This is a genomic window from Saccharibacillus sp. JS10 (assembly GCF_024436065.1).
In the GTDB taxonomy this organism is placed as follows: domain Bacteria; phylum Bacillota; class Bacilli; order Paenibacillales; family Paenibacillaceae; genus Saccharibacillus.
This window is the reverse complement of sequence record NZ_JANFNS010000002.1, coordinates 875036-896041: the sequence shown is the minus strand read 5'-3', so window position 1 is coordinate 896041 and position 21006 is coordinate 875036. Positions and strand designations below refer to the sequence as shown.

Here is a 21006-nt window from a genome sequence, read left to right as displayed (position 1 = left end):
CGGCTTAAGTCCGATTCGGAGATCGGGGTTCGGCTTCCGCGCTTCCGGGTGAGTTCGGAAAAAACGAAGTCTGCGTTTCACCTTATTCGCAGCTCTCTGAGCATCGTTTTGTATCCTACTGATTCCGTTCATCGCGCTAATATCAAGTTGTCGATAAATCAAAAAGCCTGCCGTCTCTTGGGTTCAAGAGACGACAGGCTGGGCTGTCGCGGTACCACTCTCGTTGATTTCGATTTTAATTCGCATATGATCGAAATCCGCTCGTCGACCCTTTCACGTGGGTGAGTCCGTTCAAGCTTGTTATCCTTTTGCCTTGCGTTGGCAAATATCAATTAGGCTTGACCGCTTCCGGGTGAGTTTCACCGAATCTACCGACTGCGTCGCACCAAATCCGCAGCTCTCTTGACGGCTTTTCGATTACTGATCCCGTTCATCGCGTTTCAATGATCTATAGTTTTGTGTCATTTTATGCCTGATTGGATTAAGTTGTCAACACTAATTTCAAAAAAAGTTTTAGGGATAGACAGCAGAAAAATGTTCAACGACTGGAAACGGATCGTAATAATCGTGTAGCAACCTTTTCCACTCTATGTATTGCTCCGACTGTCTAAAGCCTTCCGTATGCGCTTCTAGCGTCTCCCAACGGACCAGCAAAATATACTTATGATCGTCTTCGATACACCGCTGAAGTTCATGCTGAATATAGCCTGGAATCTGACTAATATACGCCGAAGCTTCACGAAAATCGCGTTCAAAATTTTCGGTACGTCCCGGTTTTACTTGTAACATTGCCGCTTCCAATATCATAAGTATCTCCCCCTTTTTACTGCTGCTAGACTGAATCTTTTCGATTCGACTTTGACGAAACTCTAGCATACAATCAAAAAGACAATCAACCTTGAAATCTTTTGTATTCTCTTTTCGCAAGTTGTCATAAAGGAGCTTTTAGTGATGAAAAAATGGATTACTCTCGCTTTGTATACAGTATTTTTGGGGTTGATTATTTATTATCGTCACGAACTTCAATCGTTGCTTCAAAATGTTTCGTTGCCGATTTCCGCAGGCTTTGGCCTTGCTTTTTTATTTGCTTTTTTCCCGGTAATCCCTTATAAAATTTTGATTGGTTCTCTTGGGTTTTTGTATGGGCCTGCATGGGGCGCTCTGACGGCTTGGCTTGCTGTGACGGCGGCATCGCTGCTTCAATATTTTTTGGTACGCCGGTTTTTCCGAGAACAAGGTCGCGCCGCTTTGAATAAATTTTCAGGGCTTGAACGGATTGGCGTCTGGATGGAACGTCGTCCTTTTGTCGTGATTTTAGCGGCAAGGCTTGTCCCTTTGCTTCCGCAAGCGTTGGTCAATTTGTATCCGGCTTTTTTGAATATTCGACCGATTATTTACATTACGGCTTCTGCTTTAGGAAAAATTCCGGCGATGCTTGTGTTCGCTTTTGTCGGGCAACATCTTTTTACCGATCTTCCCCAGACGCTTACTGTACTCGGATTATACGGCGGATTTTTGCTAATCGTGTATCTTCTCTATCGATTTTATGTTCGTTTTGATCAAAAATAAGCCTATCCTTGTATGCAGAATTCAGAAGGCGGCGGGCGAGCACGTTTGTCTTTTTGATGCGTGGGGTAAAAGGACAATACGGAGACGGCGCACAAAAAGCTGTCGAATGAAAGGATGGGTACAATGGAAAAATCAATCGAAGATTTGAAGCAATGGTTAGAAGGCAAAGTCGGACAGACGGTGAAAATTGAAAAAGAAGAAAACGAGGATACGGATATTGTGCATTTTGAGATTCGCGAGATCGGCGAACGCTCGCAAGACAATCCCGTCGATGACTATCTGGAGCGCGCTTTGCTGCTGTACGGATCGGGCAGTATCCTCAATGCAGACGGTGAAAAAGTACCGGTTCCAGGCGATAGTTACGAGATTGTGTTGAATGATTTGCAGATTCATAGCCATGATGAGAATAGTTTGAAAATTCAGAATGATCGGGCGACTTATATGTTTGGTTAACGGTGGAAGTGAAAAAGCTCCAGAAGAAATTTGTTGCGGTCGCTTGTTGAAATTGGGAAAAATGCTTGGAATTTTAAAAGGTGTTTTCCGAATTTCAAAGGCGAACATTATTAGCTTATGCTTCCGAAGTGTCTTTTCTTCGAAAAGACTTCACTTCACTAAATTTCTTCCTACGCCTTTTCACTTCCAGTTATGTTGGAGTTTGCTAAACCAAAAAGTAGGCTTCCTGCTGGAAGCCTTTTTTCTTGCGTTTTTACATGCGGAGTGAAATGGCACGTTGTCGCAAAGCTTCAACGGTGTGGGCATGGGCTGGATTCGGCGCAAGTCGTTCACACAAGCGTTGAATAAATAATCTGGCGTTGACGCGAGCTTCGCCTGCGAACGGGGGTTGCTTGGTGATTGGAGCTTCGCCGAGGCGGTCGATCCAATGTTGGAGATCGGCTTGGGGAAGTGTGCCGCAAATCAGCGTGGTTTCGGCAGCGGCGGCTAATCGGTCGTCTTCGTCGTGAGTGAAGACCATATCGGCAGTCAATAAGCGAATACGAATAGCTTCCAAGATGCGGATTCGCTCTTCGTTTTGCGCATATTTCGAGCGTGCCAGATCTTCTAACGCATCAGCAGTATGGGCGGTAGCATGTGCCCAGCCTTTGTCCGCTTCGGCTACGTAGCCGCGTAGGTCACGTTCGTTTTTTAAGATAAATACTACTTTTTCGAAGATCCGATTCCATTCGGTTTGCGACAAAAACGAAGTCTGATGATCGACGGATAAGATCAATGGAATCAGTAGCATCGAGAAGGAACGTCGAAAGACGGAATCTGTTCCTTGTTCTCCCAAGCGGTAGCCGATGTATTCGTCGCTGAGTACGACTTCTAGTAGATGTCGAAGCTGGGCTATCGGAAGTACGCCGCTTGGAATCCAAGTCGAAAATAATCGATAGATTTGTTCATCTCGCAGCACCGGATCGGGATCGCCGATATGAATCAGCATGTCTTTCATTAGCGACTCAAGCTTTTCTGGCGGAGGCACAAAGTCAGCTTGGATATAATATTCCAACCGGCTACGCAACATGGTCATAGTCTCGTTATGGGATAGGCTCATATGTAGAGGTCACCTTACTTTTTTAGACATCGTATATCACGCTTGTTGATCACTCAAAAAGCCTGCCGCTTCCCATTATAGGAAAACGGCAGGCTGTATGAGAATACTAATAAAATCAGTAGATTATTTTGCTTCTGAACTTTGGTACAGTTCGATCAATTCTTCGATTGCAGCTTTGCTGACCATTTTACCTTTGAAATAAACGAGGTCTTCAGCTTCGCCTGTGAAGATGCAAGTTGGTGCATATTTTCTCAAAATGATACGCTCGCCATCAACGAAAATTTCCAATCCGTCTTTAATGTCGATGCCCATTGTTCTACGCAATTCGATTGGAATAACTACTCGTCCGAGTTCATCTACGCGTCTTACGATACCTGTTGCTTTCATAATTATAATTCCTCATTTCATTTAAAATAGTTATTGTCGACAAAAGATCGTCGTTATTCGATATTATTCGACATTTTGTGCTTGTCTCTACTCTACTCTCCTTTATATATCTTGTCAATATGGAAATTTATACTACGGTGAAATTTTTTTCGAAAATAAAACGAAATCTTGGTGCTAAAGCTTTTATTCAATTCTAACAGAAAGTTTTTTGATTTTCTCTCTTTATTTTCCGTTCCATTTTCTATAATTATTTGGAAAAGGCTTTCGACATGAAGAAGATGTCGAATTCTTTCGAAAGTTCTATTAGACTACAAAATAAAGCCTTTCGCAAATCTCCCGGGTAAGGAAGTTTACGAAAGGCTTCAAGTTCATTCAAGATATTCTAAGCTCCGGTCTGTTCGCTTAATTGCGGACGAAGCAGATGTACAGTCGTTCCAATATGACCGCCTACATTAGACTTCGAACGTCCGGATTCGACAAATCCCAAGTTTTGATAAAATTCGTACACACCAGGCGTATGTTCGCCAACATCGACGACCAGTTCACCGCGCTGCGATACATGATCCAGTAATAGACCTGCGATTCCTTGACCTTGATAATGAGGATGTACGACAAGCAGTTCAACTTTAGAACCATTCATCGCGATAAAGCCAGTCAGTTCTCCACCGAAACGACTTTTTACCGCATACAGTTCCATCTTTTCAAGAATCTCTTCCCGGAACAAACGAACATAAGACTCAATCTCTCCCGGATCGAGATCGTACAACGTTCGATGTACCGACACCAACCAAATTTCTGTCAAACGATCTTGATGTTCTTCTTGAAACATTGTAATTTGCATGCGTAACTCCTCCTTTATCTTTGGGTTTACCAAAAGCCGAACAATAAAATAAGTACAATGAACAGATGGGGATCGGCCCAAATCTGTTCATAACAGAGTAGTTTTGAACAACTATAGCATAAAAACCGCCACGAGTCTCGTGACGGTTTTGACATATTTTCTGAGTAATCGTTCAATATATTTAATCATTCATTCACAGCATGCAACCGCTATTTTTGAGATCAAGAAACCTGCTCCGAATGTCGATGACATTCTCCATGTTTGCAAGTCGCGAAAGTTCCGATAAAATCTAGTCGATGATCCGACACTTCAAAGCCGTACTCCCGTTTTACACGCTGCTCAAGTTCAGTCAACCAATCATCTTGAATTTCTTCGACTTCTCCGCAAATCGAACAAATCATATGATGGTGCATATGTTCATGCCCTTCGCTGCGTAGATCGAAACGCGCCACGCCGTCACCGAAATTCATTTTTTCAACCAAATGAAGTTCAGTCAGCAATTCCAATGTCCGATACACTGTCGCAAGACCAATCTCCGGAAATCTGGTTTTCACTCGCATATACACATCTTCGGCGCTCATATGATCACGTTCGTGTTCCAATAGCACACGCATCGTAGCTTCGCGCTGAATCGTAGATTTATAACCTTTTGCTATCATTTGTTGCTTCATTGATTTTAATTGTTCATCTACATTTGTCATTCGGTTATACCTCCTTTGAGCTTATATCTTATCTGTTCACCGCTCAATTGGTTTGCAGTTTTCATTTAATTAGAATGATTATAATCTAATAATAACGCAAATGTGACTTACACGCAAAGATTTTTATTAGATTCTACGGCAAAAAGCGATCTGTCAGCGTTGAAGATGTCCAACGCTTGACGGATCGCTTTATAAAATAAGTGCTTACCCTTTAGGTTCAGCTTCCAATGAAGAAGGTGTACCGACTGAACCGCCGGCTTTTTTGGATGTGCTGGATTTACCGAGACGTCCTTTATGCTCCAGATGTTTGCGGAACATATACATGACGATCAGATGCAGCTTGGCTTGTGTGTATTTGTACAAAAACCACGGCATCGCCGGCATATAATCGTGAATCGCAACAACGCAGTCACTAGATCCGGGAATCATCAGAAACTCAAGGCGTCCACGGTGGGCATCTGCTGCATTCGCGAACATACCGCCTGTAATCCAGTAGATCGCCCGATCTCCGTCGCTGCGCGAAGCATCATAGGTCAGCTCTAAAATCGGACGACGGAAGAAACGAATATAGATCCGATCCACGCCGTCTTCGCCAACTTCGGTACGTACAAATGGACGCATGATCGATTTGCCTAACCATTGAATATAATATTCGCCTGCCCAGCTCGCATTTTCGCCTTCTGGAAGCGTCACACGCTGCACAGAACGTACATCGGATTTTTTCACTTCTTCTTGTTTATTTTTCGACTCCGACTTTTCGCTGCCAGAAGATTCTTGTTTTTTCTTTTCGTCTTCTTCTTTTTTCTTCTTTTCTGCTTCTAACGAATCTTTTGCCGCTTGTTTAAACGTGATTTTACCATCGCTGATTCCTTCGACTTTTAGATCAGGATGCGCAACCATTGGATGCACCAGACTTTCAATCAGCGGGTACGTCATTTCGCGCGGTTCTCTGGTGACCAGCGTAACCCATAATCGCGATAACTTTACCGTAAGAAAAGGGAAATCGATAAACCGTCTTTTGACGCCGAGCACTTCTGCCATCTGGTGCATCATTTCTTTGTAGCTCATGATATCAGGGCCGCCGACATCGACAGCGCGACCTTTCACTTTTTCATTGCCCAGACTGTTTTTCAATGAATTCAAGACATCATCTAGCGCAATCGCGTGCGTCTCTGTGCGTGTCCATGTCGGCAACGTCATCACAGGCAGTCTTTGCACCAATTTATACAAGATCGGGAAAGAAGAACCTTGCGGCCCAACAATCAGACCTGCACGAATAGTCGTAACCGGAACACCGGATGACTCCAATATGCGCTGGACTTCCAAACGGCTGCGTAAATGTCTGGATAGCTCTTCTTCCGGCAATCCATCCGGTATAATCCCGCTCAAATATACAATTTGTTTAAGTCCGTTTTGACGAGCCGCACGGGCAAAATGGTCTGCCAAAATCGCATCCATATCTTCAAAATCGCCTTGCGTCAGCGTAGCGGTGGGCATCATGGAATGGATCAGATAAAACGCGTAATCCGCACCTTTTAACGATTCAAGCGCATCTGCCATCGAGAAGAAATCGCAACTTCTCCATTCTACGTGCTCTTCATTTTTATGTGAATCTCCGTGTCTGGATAAAGCAATCACATCGTGGTCTTCCACCAATTTTTTCATCAGGTTTTTTCCGATGTATCCACTGGCTCCGGTTAAAATGACTTTTGGACGTTTTGGATTTCCGGTTTCTGTATCCATGTGTACACCTTCTTCTTCTGGAATTTTCCCGATTGTTGGTCAAACAAAGATTCGGCAACCCGAAATGCGCGGGAAATCGCACCTTTTCTGCCACTGATGTTCATTACCCGCTGGAATCAAAAAGAACCTGCTTCCTCACAGGCAATAATCTTTTTGAGGGGCAGGTTCTTTTTAAGTTTTAATCAGGCATACCGCGATAACGCCCTGTCGTAATCTCTCGAATATAAGGTTCCAGATCAGGCATATTTACGTTTTTGGCTTGCGTGATCGCTAGTTCAATATCGTAAGGTACGCGGGCAAACGTCAGATCAAACCGCGTTTTCCGCTTCTCGCCTGGATCGCCTTCCAAAATGACATAAGACGCTTGCGTCATATCCAGTGGATTGCCTACACTACCGGTATTGAATAACATTCGTCCATTCATCATTTGCGTGTAGGCGTTATGGATATCTCCGTAACCGACCACATCGGCTTTGACCGGCTCTACGCTCATATCGGAGTAATCGAACAAACTAGCTTTGCGCTCGTAGTCGTCCCACGGTTGTACCCGCTCATACACGCTGCGAGGCGAAGCATGAAACAACCGGATATACCGCCCGCTAAATACAAACTCGATCGAAAAAGGCAATTCACGCAAATAAGCCATACGTTCTTCACCGAGCAATTGTTGATGCCATAGCAAAGTGGGATACTCTGTCGGCTGCGTCAAAAAGTCTTCCCAATTCCCGCGCACGATATGGCGGCAATGCTTACGAACCAAATCCACCGTCTGATCCGAACTTGGCCCTTTGCCCACCAAGTCGCCTAAGCAGTAGATTTCTGTTATTCCCCGACTTTCAATATCTTCAAGTACCGCTTCCAGCGCCGGAAGATTGCCGTGAATGTCAGATATAATCGCTAATTTACTCATCGATAATCCTCCGTTTATTTAAAAATCGATTCCGCGGATTTTGGCAAACACCATTTCGTTCACCAAAACTCCATCGTGTTCTTGTTTCCAATTGCGAAGTACGCCTTCCAAAGTAAACCCGGCGCGCTTTGCTACAGCAGCGCTTCGCTCGTTGCGATCGTCGCAATGAATCGAAATTCGGTTTGCTCCTAATTGCAGTGCCGCAAATTCAGTGATTCCGTGTACGCCTTCAGTGACAAGACCTTCACCAGAGCGTGATGTGCGAATCCAATAGCCAATCTCGAAGCGTCTTACTTCCCAATCCATCCGGTGCAATCCGATTGCTCCAAGAATCTGATGGGTCTCCCGGTCGGTCATCAACATCATCAGATCGGTACGATTCAAAAATTCCAGTCGCTTACGGCGCATCAAAATTTCTGTTGCTTCCGGCTCTGGCATCGTGCGGGCAAAAGGCAAAAAAACGTTCAATTCCGTTTGGCTTTCTCGAATCGCTGCGTTCAATTCCGCTCCATCGCCAGCTCTGGTCGCTCGAATAATCATTCGCTCTGTCTCAAATCGTTCAGGAAAATCTAATAGGATTGGATCTATATTCGGTTGCATCTTACTCTCTCCTTCTACAATTCGCCGTCTAGCCCATCCCACTCTTGCTTAAACTGTCGTAAAAATTGCTCCATATACGTATGCCGTTGCTGAGCGATCTTGCGCCCTGCATCGGTATTGAGCAGATGTTGTAATTTTAATAATTTTTCGTAAAAGTGGTTGATTGCGGTATCTTTGCCGTCTCGATATTGCTCTGGCGTCATTTCTTCACGCACCGGAACATTCGGATCGTACATCGGACGTCCTTTTTTACCGGAGTAGACAAAAGTTCGTGCAATCCCAATCGCGCCGATCGCATCCAAGCGATCAGCGTCTTGTACGACTTCACCTTCAAGCGTCGTCATCGGCTGACCGGCTCCGCCTTTAAACGATAACGTCGTAATAATCTCCATCACATGCGCGGCTTCGTCTGTAGTCACTTCATTTTCGAGCATCCAGTCTTGAAGACGCTGCTTTTCCGCTTCTGGATCGTCGAATAACTTTTCATCGATCAGATCATGTAGCAGCGCCGCTAGTTCGCAAATAAATAAATTAGCCCCTTCGGCTACCGCGATTTTTTTGCTAAGTCGCGTGACTCGGTAGATATGCCACCAATCATGACCGCTACCTTCGTTTTCAAGCGTGTTTTTTGCCAATGTGGTTGCGGATTGCAAAATAGTCGTTTGACGCGTTGTTAACGGGAACTTGCCTTGCATATTCATAAACTCCTTTAGGGTCTGTTTCTAATCTTGCCTAATTGCGGGCGATAACTCGATAATTGCTCCAAACGGCGATACAGTTCTTCTTCTTCGCTGGACGGATCCGGCACAATGATATCAATCTCTGCAAACAGATCGCCATAGGTACCGTCTGCTTTTTTGAGTCCACGCCGCGAAATACGTAACCGACTTCCTGCTGCAATCCCGCGCGGGATATTCAGGTTGACGGCTGCTCCGTCAGGCAATACGATTCTCGCTTTTCCGCCAAGCGCGGCTTGCCACGGTGCGATCCGAAGACTAGCCACCACATTTTCTTCTTCTAACGAATAGATCGAATGCGGCGCAATTTTCAATACGATACGCAATTCTTCGCCGATGGCAATTCCGTTGTTTCCGGTTCCGGTCATTCGAATCGTATGCCCGTTCCGCGAACGTTCAGGCAAACGCAGCCCGATCTTTTTCCCACTCAACTGAATACGCACCGTCTCTCCGGTATACGCTTGTTCGAGTGTAACTTCAAGTGTCGATTGCGTAGGACGCTGAGGCTGACTCTGAGTCGTAGCTCCGCCAAGCCCACCCATCCGTTCGTTGAAAAACATATCGAATAAATCTTCATGTTGAAGATCATTGATCCAATCAAAAGAACGATCCGCGTCTTGAGTTCCTGCGCTTTGCCCACGTGCTCCTTGATTGCCAAAGTTAGGAGCAGAGCGGCGCCTTCGAGAAGCATCATATTCGCTACGCTTATCTTCACTTCCCAATACTTCGTAAGCGGCTGCGATTTCTTTGAAGCGACTTTCTGCACCTTGTGCTTTGTTAACGTCGGGATGCCATTGTTTCGCCAATTTCTGATAGGCTTTTTTGATTTCCGCCTGGGAGGCGTTAGCGTTGACTCCGAGTGTGTCGTAGTAGTTTTGTTCCGGCATGACAATCCTCCCCTCGACTCTATCTTATTCTTTACCCATATCTTCTTTTATTTTATATGAAGGAACAGAGCGTTGCATCTTTTTTAAAGCGTTTGCGTTTCGTTTATGCTCATACGTTTAATTACAGAAGAACAGCGACCCTTCCGTCCTCAGCTTTTACAACATGATCTACACAAGGAGGCGTTCTTTTTTGAAAACATGGAATGTACGACATACGAAAACTTGGGTGTCTACGACACTTGCTTGTAGTCTTTTGTTAGGCGGAACTTCGATCTCACTTTCTTTGCCTACATACGCAGCAACGGTTTCTGAACAAACACAGACTTCCCAAACTACGAATACGAACTGGAACCAGCCGGAAAAGAAAGCTTTACTGCATGAACTTGCGATGAGCGATTGGGCAGCCGAAGATTTTTATCGAGACCCTGACAACGAAGAATACCAAGCGGTAAAAGCAGCTTCCGACAAAGCGTATAAGTTGCTACTCCATCCATCGACAACTACGGCTCAATTAAAAGCGGCGACGCTGACTTTAAAAAAGAAACTGGATGCTTATATTAACTTATATATTCAAGATGCTTCTATTGTTGAACGTCAAACGTTCCAAATGGTGCGCGTCTTACAATCTTCGGTCGGCACGACTCCGGGTACGTATCCTCAAGATGCTGCCGATGACATGTACGCTGTGATCGAACAAGTCCAATCTGTGGTCTACGATGAATCAGCTAATATAGAGCAATTCCGTCAAGCGTATCGTAGTTATATTGCAGGAGCCGTACAGCTTCGAGATCGGATGAATATCGATCGCAGCGAACGCTTGAACCATCTGCAAATTCAGATTGAACAAGCCGAAGAATGGATAAATCAACAACCAGATAGCTCGGAACTGCAAAAGTTAAAAGCTGATTTTGATCGACAAACCAGTGATCTGGAAACTTTGCTGAATAGTAAAAGCGTTCTGCTTGTGATCGAAGCGGCTTCGCGTAGTGTGGAAGCTGCGTATGAGCGTTTAAAACAGGCCTGAGCGAGGCGTTATAAGACGCTGCCAGAGAAATTCGTTCAAAACGCTGTTTCACTGCAAAAATGATGCCCTGAATATTCAGGGCATCATTTTTTTGTTCAAAGGCGTTTTTCTCTGAATTTCTCTTTTCGCTGGGGCTAGGCGGCTATTTTGAGGGTGATTGGTGGGAGGAAACATAAAAAGAAAAAGAAAGAAAAACCGCTCCGGGTTGGGAGCGGGTTTTTCTTAATCTTCGCTTTCGATAAGGATTCGTTTGCTGGTGGAAGATTGGAGTTTGGGGATATCGAGTTTGAGTACGCCTTCTTTGAGTGAAGCGCGGATTTCGTCGCGGTTGGCGTTTTCCAGATGGAAATGACGTACGAATTCGCCGTGACGGCGTTCGTTTAAGATCACTCGGCGATCTTCTTGTCCTTCTTGATTGTCCCGGCGAACGGCACGGATCGTCAGTGACGATGCAGTGTAATCAATATCGATCTGGTCTTTGTCAAAACCGGGTAATTCGGCTTCGAGAATATAACGATCGGGGTACTCGTAAATATCGGTACGGAAAGATAAAACACGGTCTCGAATCGAAGAAGCAAAATCTTCACCGAACGTACCGCCGAAGGTTTTTGCCATCTGATCGAAAATTTCTTCTGCGCGTCTGCCAAACGGTCCTTGTTCAAACATCTTACATTCTCCTCTCTAGGGGCTTTTTTATTTAATTAACCTTTGTTCACGTTGACCAAGCAGCGAAAAAGCGCATAGCTTCAGCTATGCGCTTTACATGAAGAACTACTGAACGCTTCTTTTACGAAAGAGACCGATGCGTAGGCGCTTGATCAACGGTCAGCTTAAGTTCCATCGGAACAGAGCAAGCGGAATAGCCGTTTTTGGCATAAAAATCTTCGCCTCGACCACTCGGCCATACCATAATAAAATCATGATCCAACTCTCGCGACCATTGTTCGATGACTTGTGTCAATCGACTGCCGATTCCAAGCCCTCGATGTTCGGGACGCGTATAGACATTGGTCATATAAATAAAAGATTGAGTCGTACGCCCGGGTCTTGGCACTTTACGAATCAATTCCAAATACGCATGGGCGACGATTTCGCTGCCGTATTCGGCAACCCAGACTACCCAATGTTCCGAACCGATCGCTTCTTCCAAAAACTCGTGCATTTCGTCGGTATAATCCATCTTCTGCTCATCCGTGATGTCTAGCTCAGGATGATCTTCTAGCGTATAGTCGTATCGCATCTCGGCTAGTTGCGCAATATCGTCAGAACTTGCTGTACGCATAATCAACTCGCTCATCTTTATTCGCTCCCGTCTGTTATGGGTTGCCGGGCAAAGCTTCTATCAAGTCTTCGACCTTTGTCCATTCTACTAAACTTCCATACATTAGGCAAAAAGGATTCAGATGGTGGAAGGGTGCGTGCGAAGAGACGCTACAGGAGAAATTCGTTCAAGGCGCTGTCTCACTCGGATTACAACGAAGAACAAACTGTAGGATTCCTCGTTCAAAGGCGTCTTGATCTAAATTTCTCCCTTCGTTGGGCTCAAGGATATGTGGTGAGCGAAAGTTAAGAGAGAAAAGTAAAAAAAAGACGCCAATTTAATGGCGTCTTTTTTTCATGAGAATTTCTTTATTTTTGATCTTCGGAGTCGCCGGAAGCTTTTGGAGAAGGCTTCGCTGCCCATTCGTCTGCTTGCGTTTCGACGTTGGCTCCGTTTTCTTTACGCGTTTTTTCCATCAATGTATCTTCACCGGCGCTTTGTTGATTTTGATCTTTGTTAGAATCTGTCATGATGTAAGCCTCCTCGATTGAGTTCTAGTTGTTTTCACAAGTTATCATTACCCGCTGAGCGAAGAAGAAAACATTCAGGCTCAAACGATAGGCTTATGTATGTATTTACCGAACCGACAACCAAGCTCTGCCGCCGCGCCATTCAACGCCAACCGGCATTTCAAAAAATTCGGACAAATGCTGATCGCTTAAGATCTCGCTAGAAGAACCTTGAGCGAATATTTCGCCCCGGCGAATCAGGAGCGAATGTGAAAATACAGGAGACACTTCTTCGGTATGATGCGTAACCAGCAAAAGTGTAGGCGCATCCGGTCTAGCCGCTAACTGATCGATACTATGTAGCAAAGCTTCGCGAGAAATAAAATCTAATCCATTGCTCGCTTCATCCAAAATGAGTAGCTTTGGCGAAGCCATAAGCGCACGGGCAATCAGCAATTTCTGCTTCTCCCCTTGCGAACAGGTCTGATATGTCCGCCCGATTAGATGTGCGCAGCCTAAGTCTTCCATCAACTGCTGTGCTTTCTTACGATCAGTATCTTCAATCTCCGTATACAGACCGATCGACGCATGACGGCCACTGATCACGATCTCTAACGTTTGTTCGTTCGGACGAATTTTTTCTTGCAGCGATGAACTGACCCAACCGATACTTTTGCGCAATTCACGCAGATCGATCGTACCGAAACGATGACCCAATACCGACACTTCGCCGCTTGTAGGCCACATATAGCCATTGATGATATTCAAGATACTCGTTTTACCCGATCCGTTAAGCCCCAATACCGCCCAGTGCTGCCCTTCTTCGACTGTCCAATTGATATCTTGCAAGATCTGATTTTCGCCGCGTCTCCACGACACGTTTTTCAATTCAATAACGGGTGCCAATATGCTGCCTCCTTATCTTCAATCAAATTCGCAAATGATCTTGTGCGTTCATAAAGATAATACGTCTGCGCGAACCGTCGATCCGCCACAAATGAATACCGGTATCGCCTGTTGCCAAAGAAATCTCGGTTTGAAAAGGAAGGTTGATTAAACTATGGAATAACAACTCGATAACCGCTCCATGCGATACGATACAGATTCGATGCAAATCCGATTTGGATCGGTGCGCAGTCAAAATTTTCAACAAAAAAGCTTCAGCTTGAGCCCGATCATAGATGAACGAGTGTGTATTATGATTCAAATCGTCACTTTTTTCAATCAGATCTTCATCATAAGAAACCGACAGTTTGCATTCTTGTGCAATCGCTTCGGCTGTTCGCGCCGCTCTCTTAAGCGGGCTAGAAATAATCTCATGCGGACGGTAGCGATTGGCGATCCAAGCTGCTGCAAGCCCGGCTTGACGTTCTCCGAGTGGCGTAAGATCGCAATCGATATGATCCCGGCGATCTTCTTCCCAATCCAGTTGGGATTCGCCGTGTCTGACAACCAACAATTCTATCATTTGTCTGTTCAGCTCCTAGTGTGTACTATAATGTGTTGGTTATTGTTATTGTGACCTTTTTTCCAGACGTAATCAATTGCTTTTTTCTATTGTGAATTTTTCATTTAATGAATTTGTTTTTTTATATTCAAAAAGCCCTTCTGAATAGATCAGAAGGGCTTCGATTATACCAAAAGATCGATTTATAAAAAGACTTCTTCAACGATCAGATTCCGTTCTCTGGATAGATCGTGGAATGTTTCGCCTACGCGCACCAATGGTTTGAAAATATCGGATGGGTTATTTAAAATAATAACGCCTGTATCCCCACTGCTCAAACGTACGTTTTTGCCGATCAGATTCGACATTAAATGTTGGACGAGAGCTTGAACAGGTTTTTCATTTAACTTACCGAAACCCATCTCGCTAACTTCACGTAAAATATCGAGAAGCGGACGGTGTGGCTCTCCTTTTTTAACTTCGGACAGATTTAAATATGTATCGGCGACAGCGACGATCTGCGAGTACGGATGAATATCCGGCTTAGTTAAATTTTGCGGATAACCGGAACCGTCTTCACGCTCATGATGCTGAAGAGCCACAAGCGCAGTCGTCTCGTCATTCATCGAATTTTTGATAATGTCATAACCCAAGTTCGTATGTTTGCGTAATTCTTGGCGGTCGTAATCGGTAAAATAATCTGTCTTATTGCGAATCGTTGGCGAAATTTTGCTTTTGCCAATATCATGCAGATAACCGGCTTTACTGATGGCATAACATTCTTCGCGTGTATATCCAAGCCACGTAGCCATGTAATAAGACAGCATGCCAACTTGCATCGAATGATTGTATAGACTCACATCTTCGCGCTCCAACACAAGCAACAGTGATACGATATCGCGATGTTCGTCGACGGTCTGCAAAAGAGGTTCCAGTTGCAAATCGACGTATTCTTCGTCAAATGTACCACTGGTTAACGCTTCCAAAAAGATCGATTGATACCCGCGAATCGCAAGTTCGATATGACTTTTCATCGCGGCGCTCAAAACATTCGATTGGGTCGCGGATTTTTGGGATTCGATCTCTACGTAGTCTATTTTTTGCCGATTAAGTAGATCGATTTCGTCGATTCCGATAACCGTTCCTTTTGGTAACACGTGCAGACCCGATGGGCTAAATGCGTCTTCTTTTAATATCTCATTTTGTTCAAGATCCGTCACATGAATTCGCAAAGGACAACCCCCTAAAATGTACTTAACACTCTCTTATCTTAAAAATATCGGATACAAACTCTTTTTTGTGAGTCAGCAAGCAGGAATAACGACTTTAGTCGTGGAAAAAGCTTTTAAAAATAAGGCAAAGTGACTATCCGATTTTTTGATACAGAATGTTGTAGCCAAAGTCGAAGGAGGAATTTTGATGCTGCAAGCTTGCTTGAATGGTTCTCGTACGCGTGAAGACCATCCGGCTATTCCTTATACGCCGTACGAAATTGCAGTCGATGCGGAAAAGTCTATCACAGCCGGAGCCGCCGAATTACATATCCATGTGCGAGATCAATCCGGCAAAGAAAGTCTAGCACCTGAAGACGTAGCAGCTACTTTATTGGCTGTTCGAGAACGCGTGCCCGGCATTCCGATCGGTATCTCGACAACTTGGTCGATCTTGCCAGATAGCGCTGCACGGATGAAGCTTTTGCACTCATGGGTTGTGTTGCCTGATTATATTTCGATCAATATGGACGAACCGGATGCGGAATGGATCATTTCGACTGCTTTTGCCAAAGGAATTGCAGTCGAAGCCGGTATTCGCTCTGAAGCCGATGCCGAACGCTTTGTGGCGATGCCGGGTTTCGACGCTTGCTTGCGCGTATTGATCGGTATTCATGATCCTGATCCCGGAAAAGAGTCCGCGATCGTACGCAGGATTCGCGGCGTATTGAAGCGAGCCAACTGCCATCTGCCGATTCTGCTACATGGCTCGCATCAAACGATGTGGCCGATGTATATCGAAGCTTTGCTGCAAGGATTCGATGGACGGATCGGGTTGGAAGACGGGAATATGTTGTTATCCGGCGTCACAGCTGCTGATAATGAAGAGTTAGTGATGACTGCCAAACTAATCGAAGGTCGTTTTTGAGTGGTTAGTTGTAAAAAAGCCAATACTAAAAAACCTCACTCCGATATTCGCAAGTGAGGTTTGAGCGGATGTACAGTTGAATAATAAAACGGTTATTCTTTGATATTACCGGATTGTTTTAAGCGCTTCGCGATTTCTTTGAATTCAGCGGCGGAAATACCGGGTGCGAATTCTTCGTCAATCGGCGGGGCTTCCGGAATCGGTACACCTTTAGGAACACCATGAATGACTTCCAACGGCGAACCGTCTTCAGGATGCGTGCCTTTCCAGATCTGATCAATCGTGGTGAAATCGTTATCGCTCCACGTATACAGTTTCGTATGCACGCCTTTTTCTTCGTATTTTCTCGATTCATTGAATTTGCGATTATCCAGAGACGGAATCGGAATCAACTTCGTCACATTGACGCCTGTTGCGATCTCCAGTGCTTTGGCATAAGCCACCACGTGAACGCCTCCGCGTACCAACAAAAATCCAACAACCGCTCGCGCAGCTGGATGATCGGTCATTTCATAGACTTTCATTTTATGTGTACGTGCTCCACACTCCAGGAAGAAGTTATGTAATAAGTCTTCGACCAGGTTACCGCTGTTAAACACATTGGCTCCTGTCCATGGATTTCCCATTGAATCGATCGGCATACCGCCTTGTGCACCTGCAAGGAAAGGATACGAAAGTCTAGCGTCTTTGACCGATTCTAATGGGCTTTTATCTGGATTGCCCGGCGACGTGGAACCTTGCAAAATTTTGCCGATGCCATGCGTAACCAACTCTACATGCCCTAGTTCTTCTGCGGTGATACTCATAACCAGATCGTAAAAAGGTCTAAGCTTCGATTTGGAGCGGAAATTAAACGATTGGAACAGATAGTTGTTCAGCGTGGACATTTCGCCAAATTTGCCGCCCAATAATTCTTGAACGGCAGCCGCAGCGTTCGGGTCCGGCTTTTCAACATCCGGGATCTCGATCATAATCTCTTCCATGCGTTTGAACATGTAGGGCTTCCTCCTAGGTGTAGATAAAGTGTACTGCTAACCTACATTACACCAGGGGGACTTTTTCAAACGTAAATAACTAAATTTTGTTAATCTGTCCGAGATTTTTTAAGGCTGGATTTCTTTCATAGTCGGAATGTCTTCTTCTTGTTCGACTTTTGACGTCTTTTTCGGGATTACATACGATTGCGGTTCAGGATGAACCAACTGCGGCGTTGAAGTCGTAGGAGCCAAGGCTACAGGCACTTTCGGATTTTCAGAACGAAATAGCTCGATCATCAAAATTACAAGCCCGCCTACGACCATAATTAGCCCTACTACGAAAGGCAACCCAAGCGCCATACTTTGCTTCAGGTCCGATTCGTAAGTGCCTCCGCCGAAAATGGCATACCAGACGCGCGTCCCTTCCCAAGAAGACATATTCGGCACATACAACGCAGCTGCGACAAAAATACAACCAACAATCCAAGTACCCGCTAATGTTAAAATGCCGCCGATCGCGATTTTTTTCATATGTTCTACTCCTTATTCAACAAGCTCATATTCGATCATTTCACCATGCACAATATCTGAACGACCTACAAGTGAACCGAATAAAGTCCCGTGCCCTGCAACGATCACATGAGAATACATTCGATAACGATCTAAAGTCTGCTTCAATCGTCGCACCAACATCTCACGGCTTTCCCACAATTTCTTTTCTCCTACAGGACGTATACCTTTATATCGGTCAAAATCGTCACGCAGTTCAAGCAATCTTTCCTCGCTATCATATTCAAAAGATAGATCGGGCTGCCATTCCCGCAGATCGTATTCGACCTGTATATCCAAATCTAGCCGACGCGACAAAATCGCTGCGGTCTGCATTGCACGTGTATAGGGTGAAGAAATAATTAGCTCCGCTTGCTTGAGTTTCGGATGCGTAGAAGTCTGAACAATCTGGTCTTGTCCCCGCGCTGTGAGCGGCACCAGATCTCGTCCATTCCCTTTTAAGCGCAGCGGCTTATACGGTTCCCAATCCGGTTCTCCATGTCGAATCAAATAAAAAATCGTCAACGTACTCACCTTTCTCCTATACTATTTATTATCGGTTACGACCGGCTTTACGACTAGCAAAATAAGAATAAATCATATAGCCGATACTGCCCCCGATCGTATTCAAAATCAGATCATCGATATCGGCGACTCCCGCTCCCAATATACCTTGCGACAATTCCAATAGGCTAATCATCAACACAAAAGCAAGCAAGAATCGGATATACAACCGCAGTTTAGTAAAAACGATCGGAAGTAATACACCTAGCGGGACAAATACAGCTACATTGCCAGCTAAATTAATCAGCGGGGCGCGAAGATTATCCCAACTCGCAGATTTAGCAAAAAGTCGGATCGTTTCTAGCGGTACGAGGTTATAACGAAAATCTCCGCTTATATGCGTAGAACGTCCGAAACCCCAGAACATCCAATACAGAAGTAAGGAGATATAACCAATCAGCAATAGACCGGCTATACCTTTTGTTAGTTTGCTGGGAGCTTTAATAGGTTGTCTGCGACGTTTATTTGTTTTCAATAGATTCTTTCAACTCTAACCAGACTGCCGCCATATCCAATTCGCCTTTGCCGCTTTGAACCGCTTGCGCATACGTACGCTCTACAGCTTCGGCTAAAGGAAGCTGAATGCCTTCACGTTTGTTTTCGGCTGTGACGAGGCTTAAATCTTTGGATAACAGGCTCACCATAAAAGCAGCTGGAAATTCTTCGTTCATCCACATCTCTTTTTTCGCAGACAACATCGGAGTCTGGACTGCCGACTCTCCGATCATTTCGATCAATTGCTCACGCTGAAGCCCTGCTTGTTCACCGAGCAGAAGCGATTCCGCGATTCCTTGTGCGGTAATCCCAAGTAGCAAATTAATCGATAGTTTCGCTGAACTGCCTGCGCCGACATCACCGAATCGGATCGTTTTTTTGCCCAACACTTCGAAAAACGGCTCGCAGCGCTTCACTGATTCTTCGGCTCCTCCGGCTAAAATGACCAATTGACCGTTGACTGCCGGAGCTACGGAACCGGATACGGGAGCGTCTATATAGACGCCGCCAGCGGATTGAACTTGTTTGGCAAATTCACGTGCTTCGCCTGGCGCAATTGTGCTCATGTTCACAACAAGCGTTCCGGGTGCAAGACCAGCGATTAATCCTTCTTCGCCATTCAATACAGCTTCAACAGCTTCGCCTTTGGTGAGCATGATAAATACGGCTTCTGCGCGTTGGGCAGCTTGTTTCGGTGAAGAAACGATATTGCCGCCGTCTTCAGTTAGTGGCTGTGCTTTTTCGATGGTGCGATTATATACGTTAACGGTGTAACCTGATTTAAGCAGATTGCGAGCCATAGGCAGCCCCATATATCCCGTTCCGATCCATGCTAAAGTTGTCATTGATTTCGCACTCCTTTTTAGGTTGTTATATATGTTCAGCATACCGTAATTGTTGGCGCTCGTCATGTCGTGCTTTACATACATCTTTGTAAAACAAAAAGGCGACCTATGAGGTCGCGTCGCTGTGAACAAAGTTAAGTGGGAGCAGTAAGCGAGCAGACTGCGAGAGAAATTCGTTTCGGTCGCTTGTTGAACTTGGGAAAAGAGATTAGAATTTTATTGGAATTTTCCCAAGTAGCGATGCAAATTCGACAGTTATCTTTTGGAGAATCTGCATCACAAAGGCGAACACTACTAGCATAGGCTTCCGAAGTGCATTTCTTAGAAATGCTTTACTGCACTGAATTTCTCTCTCCGTCTGCTCGCTTACAGTTACGTTATTTCGAAAAAGTTCAAGCGGAACGCGATCCGCCGCCTAACGAATAGTCGCCGAAGCCAAGTAAAGCATAATCAATCGCGCGTAGAAGATCGGACATAAATTCTTCGGGCGAGTCGGTGCGGCTTTGTCCTTTTAAGCTGCAACTGATTTGATTATACATACCGTCTCCGATTGCGATTAGCAGTCTTCTACCGGTGTATGCTATTGTTTGTACGCTCATCTTTTTTACGTCGCTGAGCAAGATTTCATTTACAGAGAATGTTCGATTTTGTTGCAGCTGAAAGACTTTCAACTTTTCACGAGTGATAACCAAAATCGGCGTATCCCACCGGAGATCATTCCAACGTTCAAAATCTTTATACAAAGCTTGAACTTGTTCTTCTTGGGTAACCAAGCCTAGATGTTGCAATTGCTGCAAAGTCTGCGGATCGGTTTGGACATGTCTTTTGATACGTTGCTTGATTGAAAACTGCATAGAAATTAACACGATTGAACCAACAGTCAGATTGATGACAAGACTTCCGATACCGAAATAAATTACAGCTATAAACATTAGTGAAACGATCCATTGCGTCAGCGTTAAATATTTAAGTTTGTCTGCTTTTGATCGACGGTAACGCTTGAACCCTTGCCCCGCTACATAATCCGATCCGAAACTTTCGTTCAGTTTTTTGATTTTTCCAGCTCGAGTCAATATCCATACACTGACTCCTGTCATCAAAAGACCCAACAGTGCCATCAAAGCTTCGCCTTCTGCGAATCCTATGACCATACACAAACCAAAAAAGAATATACCAAACCAACCGATCCATCTCATTTTTCTGACTTGCTTTTTATAGGCTGTATTCACTTCAACACCCTCATCTTTTTCTATTTTGCTTTCTTTTCCA

Annotated in this window: 26 protein-coding genes and 1 other annotated feature; of the genes, 4 read left to right on the top strand and 22 right to left on the bottom strand. The window is 44.8% G+C overall.

Annotated elements, in window-relative coordinates; genetic code table 11:
- Positions 1-183: 183 nt before the first annotated feature.
- Positions 184-443: a binding site (T-box leader), on the bottom strand.
- Positions 444-513: 70 nt separating this feature from the next.
- Entirely contained in the window at positions 514-807 is a 294-nt protein-coding gene (locus tag NOM90_RS09460) for an antibiotic biosynthesis monooxygenase family protein (RefSeq protein WP_255941549.1), read from the bottom strand.
- Between the two features lie 144 nt (positions 808-951).
- On the opposite strand from NOM90_RS09460, the gene NOM90_RS09455 reads away from it, so the two are divergent.
- Together NOM90_RS09455 and ymzB are read left to right on the top strand one after the other, a co-directional pair.
- On the top strand, positions 952-1569 hold the full coding sequence (locus tag NOM90_RS09455; RefSeq protein WP_255941548.1) for a TVP38/TMEM64 family protein: 618 nt from the start codon (positions 952-954) through the stop codon (positions 1567-1569).
- 123 nt (positions 1570-1692) lie between these two features.
- Positions 1693-2022, top strand: a complete 330-nt coding sequence (gene ymzB, locus NOM90_RS09450) for a protein YmzB (protein WP_255941547.1) — start codon at positions 1693-1695, stop codon at positions 2020-2022.
- Between the two features lie 253 nt (positions 2023-2275).
- Here ymzB and NOM90_RS09445 read toward each other — a convergent pair whose 3' ends face one another.
- From NOM90_RS09445 to NOM90_RS09405, 9 genes are all read right to left on the bottom strand, one after another.
- Positions 2276-3121: a DUF2785 domain-containing protein gene (locus NOM90_RS09445; protein ID WP_255941546.1), complete on the bottom strand. Its 846-nt coding sequence runs from the start codon at positions 3119-3121 to the stop codon at positions 2276-2278.
- A gap of 123 nt (positions 3122-3244) precedes the next feature.
- The gene (locus NOM90_RS09440) at positions 3245-3511 is read right to left on the bottom strand and encodes an AbrB/MazE/SpoVT family DNA-binding domain-containing protein (protein WP_370866594.1); all 267 of its coding nucleotides are present in this window, start codon (positions 3509-3511) and stop codon (positions 3245-3247) included.
- Positions 3512-3890: 379 nt separating this feature from the next.
- Positions 3891-4349 carry a GNAT family N-acetyltransferase gene (locus tag NOM90_RS09435; protein ID WP_255941545.1) on the bottom strand — a complete coding sequence of 153 codons (459 nt, stop codon included), beginning with the start codon at positions 4347-4349 and terminating at the stop codon, positions 3891-3893.
- Between the two features lie 221 nt (positions 4350-4570).
- Complete coding sequence (gene fur, locus NOM90_RS09430) at positions 4571-5050, bottom strand: ferric iron uptake transcriptional regulator (protein ID WP_255941544.1); 480 nt, start codon at positions 5048-5050, stop codon at positions 4571-4573.
- Between the two features lie 204 nt (positions 5051-5254).
- Complete coding sequence (locus NOM90_RS09425; RefSeq protein ID WP_255941543.1) at positions 5255-6793, bottom strand: NAD(P)H-binding protein; 1539 nt, start codon at positions 6791-6793, stop codon at positions 5255-5257.
- Between the two features lie 178 nt (positions 6794-6971).
- Complete coding sequence (locus tag NOM90_RS09420; RefSeq protein ID WP_255941542.1) at positions 6972-7703, bottom strand: metallophosphoesterase family protein; 732 nt, start codon at positions 7701-7703, stop codon at positions 6972-6974.
- 18 nt (positions 7704-7721) lie between these two features.
- A complete protein-coding gene (locus NOM90_RS09415) occupies positions 7722-8303 on the bottom strand; it encodes a GNAT family N-acetyltransferase (RefSeq protein WP_255941541.1) in 582 nt (193 codons plus the stop codon).
- Between the two features lie 14 nt (positions 8304-8317).
- Positions 8318-8998, bottom strand: a complete 681-nt coding sequence (locus NOM90_RS09410) for an HD domain-containing protein (protein WP_255941540.1) — start codon at positions 8996-8998, stop codon at positions 8318-8320.
- Between the two features lie 14 nt (positions 8999-9012).
- Positions 9013-9927, bottom strand: a complete 915-nt coding sequence (locus NOM90_RS09405; RefSeq protein WP_255941539.1) for a DnaJ domain-containing protein — start codon at positions 9925-9927, stop codon at positions 9013-9015.
- A 190-nt stretch (positions 9928-10117) separates the two neighbouring features.
- Here NOM90_RS09405 and NOM90_RS09400 point away from each other — a divergent pair, with 190 nt between their 5' ends.
- The gene (locus NOM90_RS09400; RefSeq protein ID WP_255941537.1) at positions 10118-10951 is read left to right on the top strand and encodes a hypothetical protein; all 834 of its coding nucleotides are present in this window, start codon (positions 10118-10120) and stop codon (positions 10949-10951) included.
- Between the two features lie 222 nt (positions 10952-11173).
- Here NOM90_RS09400 and NOM90_RS09395 read toward each other — a convergent pair whose 3' ends face one another.
- The 6 genes from NOM90_RS09395 to NOM90_RS09370 all read right to left on the bottom strand — a co-directional run bounded on the left by NOM90_RS09395 (position 11174) and on the right by NOM90_RS09370 (position 15400).
- Entirely contained in the window at positions 11174-11617 is a 444-nt protein-coding gene (locus NOM90_RS09395; protein WP_255941535.1) for an Hsp20/alpha crystallin family protein, read from the bottom strand.
- A gap of 121 nt (positions 11618-11738) precedes the next feature.
- Positions 11739-12248 (bottom strand): GNAT family N-acetyltransferase, encoded by a 510-nt coding sequence (locus tag NOM90_RS09390; RefSeq protein ID WP_255941534.1) that lies wholly within the window; start codon positions 12246-12248, stop codon positions 11739-11741.
- Positions 12249-12580: 332 nt separating this feature from the next.
- Entirely contained in the window at positions 12581-12742 is a 162-nt protein-coding gene (locus NOM90_RS09385) for a hypothetical protein (protein ID WP_255941532.1), read from the bottom strand.
- Between the two features lie 105 nt (positions 12743-12847).
- Positions 12848-13627 carry an ABC transporter ATP-binding protein gene (locus NOM90_RS09380; RefSeq protein ID WP_255941530.1) on the bottom strand — a complete coding sequence of 260 codons (780 nt, stop codon included), beginning with the start codon at positions 13625-13627 and terminating at the stop codon, positions 12848-12850.
- Positions 13628-13649: 22 nt separating this feature from the next.
- Positions 13650-14189: a histidine phosphatase family protein gene (locus NOM90_RS09375; protein ID WP_255941528.1), complete on the bottom strand. Its 540-nt coding sequence runs from the start codon at positions 14187-14189 to the stop codon at positions 13650-13652.
- A gap of 182 nt (positions 14190-14371) precedes the next feature.
- The gene (locus NOM90_RS09370) at positions 14372-15400 is read right to left on the bottom strand and encodes an HD-GYP domain-containing protein (RefSeq protein WP_255941526.1); all 1029 of its coding nucleotides are present in this window, start codon (positions 15398-15400) and stop codon (positions 14372-14374) included.
- Between the two features lie 187 nt (positions 15401-15587).
- Between NOM90_RS09370 and NOM90_RS09365 the strand changes: the two genes are divergently transcribed.
- On the top strand, positions 15588-16307 hold the full coding sequence (locus tag NOM90_RS09365) for a 3-keto-5-aminohexanoate cleavage protein (RefSeq protein ID WP_255941524.1): 720 nt from the start codon (positions 15588-15590) through the stop codon (positions 16305-16307).
- Positions 16308-16399: 92 nt separating this feature from the next.
- Here NOM90_RS09365 and NOM90_RS09360 read toward each other — a convergent pair whose 3' ends face one another.
- The 6 genes from NOM90_RS09360 to NOM90_RS09335 all read right to left on the bottom strand — a co-directional run bounded on the left by NOM90_RS09360 (position 16400) and on the right by NOM90_RS09335 (position 20966).
- Positions 16400-17302, bottom strand: a complete 903-nt coding sequence (locus NOM90_RS09360; RefSeq protein ID WP_255941522.1) for a manganese catalase family protein — start codon at positions 17300-17302, stop codon at positions 16400-16402.
- Between the two features lie 108 nt (positions 17303-17410).
- Entirely contained in the window at positions 17411-17815 is a 405-nt protein-coding gene (locus tag NOM90_RS09355) for a hypothetical protein (protein ID WP_255941521.1), read from the bottom strand.
- A gap of 12 nt (positions 17816-17827) precedes the next feature.
- Positions 17828-18367, bottom strand: coding sequence for a histidine phosphatase family protein (locus NOM90_RS09350; protein ID WP_255941520.1), 540 nt, complete (start codon positions 18365-18367; stop codon positions 17828-17830).
- Positions 18368-18386: 19 nt separating this feature from the next.
- Complete coding sequence (locus tag NOM90_RS09345) at positions 18387-18872, bottom strand: VanZ family protein (RefSeq protein WP_255941519.1); 486 nt, start codon at positions 18870-18872, stop codon at positions 18387-18389.
- Positions 18859-19737, bottom strand: a complete 879-nt coding sequence (locus NOM90_RS09340) for an NAD(P)-dependent oxidoreductase (protein ID WP_255941517.1) — start codon at positions 19735-19737, stop codon at positions 18859-18861. Before NOM90_RS09340 ends, NOM90_RS09345 begins: the two co-directional genes overlap by 14 nt.
- 392 nt (positions 19738-20129) lie before the next feature.
- Complete coding sequence (locus tag NOM90_RS09335) at positions 20130-20966, bottom strand: hypothetical protein (RefSeq protein ID WP_255941516.1); 837 nt, start codon at positions 20964-20966, stop codon at positions 20130-20132.
- Positions 20967-21006: the final 40 nt, after the last annotated feature.

Bases quoted from the DNA above. Each gene is read 5' to 3' on its own strand.
- NOM90_RS09460 (WP_255941549.1), bottom strand. From the start codon at position 807: ATGATATTGGAAGCGGCAATGTTACAAGTAAAACCGGGACGTACCGAA.
- NOM90_RS09455 (WP_255941548.1), top strand. From the start codon at position 952: ATGAAAAAATGGATTACTCTCGCTTTGTATACAGTATTTTTGGGGTTG.
- ymzB (WP_255941547.1), top strand. From the start codon at position 1,693: ATGGAAAAATCAATCGAAGATTTGAAGCAATGGTTAGAAGGCAAAGTC.
- NOM90_RS09445 (WP_255941546.1), bottom strand. From the start codon at position 3,121: ATGAGCCTATCCCATAACGAGACTATGACCATGTTGCGTAGCCGGTTG.
- NOM90_RS09435 (WP_255941545.1), bottom strand. From the start codon at position 4,349: ATGCAAATTACAATGTTTCAAGAAGAACATCAAGATCGTTTGACAGAA.
- fur (WP_255941544.1), bottom strand. From the start codon at position 5,050: ATGACAAATGTAGATGAACAATTAAAATCAATGAAGCAACAAATGATA.
- NOM90_RS09425 (WP_255941543.1), bottom strand. From the start codon at position 6,793: ATGGATACAGAAACCGGAAATCCAAAACGTCCAAAAGTCATTTTAACC.
- NOM90_RS09420 (WP_255941542.1), bottom strand. From the start codon at position 7,703: ATGAGTAAATTAGCGATTATATCTGACATTCACGGCAATCTTCCGGCG.
- NOM90_RS09415 (WP_255941541.1), bottom strand. From the start codon at position 8,303: ATGCAACCGAATATAGATCCAATCCTATTAGATTTTCCTGAACGATTT.
- NOM90_RS09410 (WP_255941540.1), bottom strand. From the start codon at position 8,998: ATGCAAGGCAAGTTCCCGTTAACAACGCGTCAAACGACTATTTTGCAA.
- NOM90_RS09405 (WP_255941539.1), bottom strand. From the start codon at position 9,927: ATGCCGGAACAAAACTACTACGACACACTCGGAGTCAACGCTAACGCC.
- NOM90_RS09395 (WP_255941535.1), bottom strand. From the start codon at position 11,617: ATGTTTGAACAAGGACCGTTTGGCAGACGCGCAGAAGAAATTTTCGAT.
- NOM90_RS09390 (WP_255941534.1), bottom strand. From the start codon at position 12,248: ATGAGCGAGTTGATTATGCGTACAGCAAGTTCTGACGATATTGCGCAA.
- NOM90_RS09385 (WP_255941532.1), bottom strand. From the start codon at position 12,742: ATGACAGATTCTAACAAAGATCAAAATCAACAAAGCGCCGGTGAAGAT.
- NOM90_RS09375 (WP_255941528.1), bottom strand. From the start codon at position 14,189: ATGATAGAATTGTTGGTTGTCAGACACGGCGAATCCCAACTGGATTGG.
- NOM90_RS09365 (WP_255941524.1), top strand. From the start codon at position 15,588: ATGCTGCAAGCTTGCTTGAATGGTTCTCGTACGCGTGAAGACCATCCG.
- NOM90_RS09360 (WP_255941522.1), bottom strand. From the start codon at position 17,302: ATGTTCAAACGCATGGAAGAGATTATGATCGAGATCCCGGATGTTGAA.
- NOM90_RS09355 (WP_255941521.1), bottom strand. From the start codon at position 17,815: ATGAAAAAAATCGCGATCGGCGGCATTTTAACATTAGCGGGTACTTGG.
- NOM90_RS09340 (WP_255941517.1), bottom strand. From the start codon at position 19,737: ATGACAACTTTAGCATGGATCGGAACGGGATATATGGGGCTGCCTATG.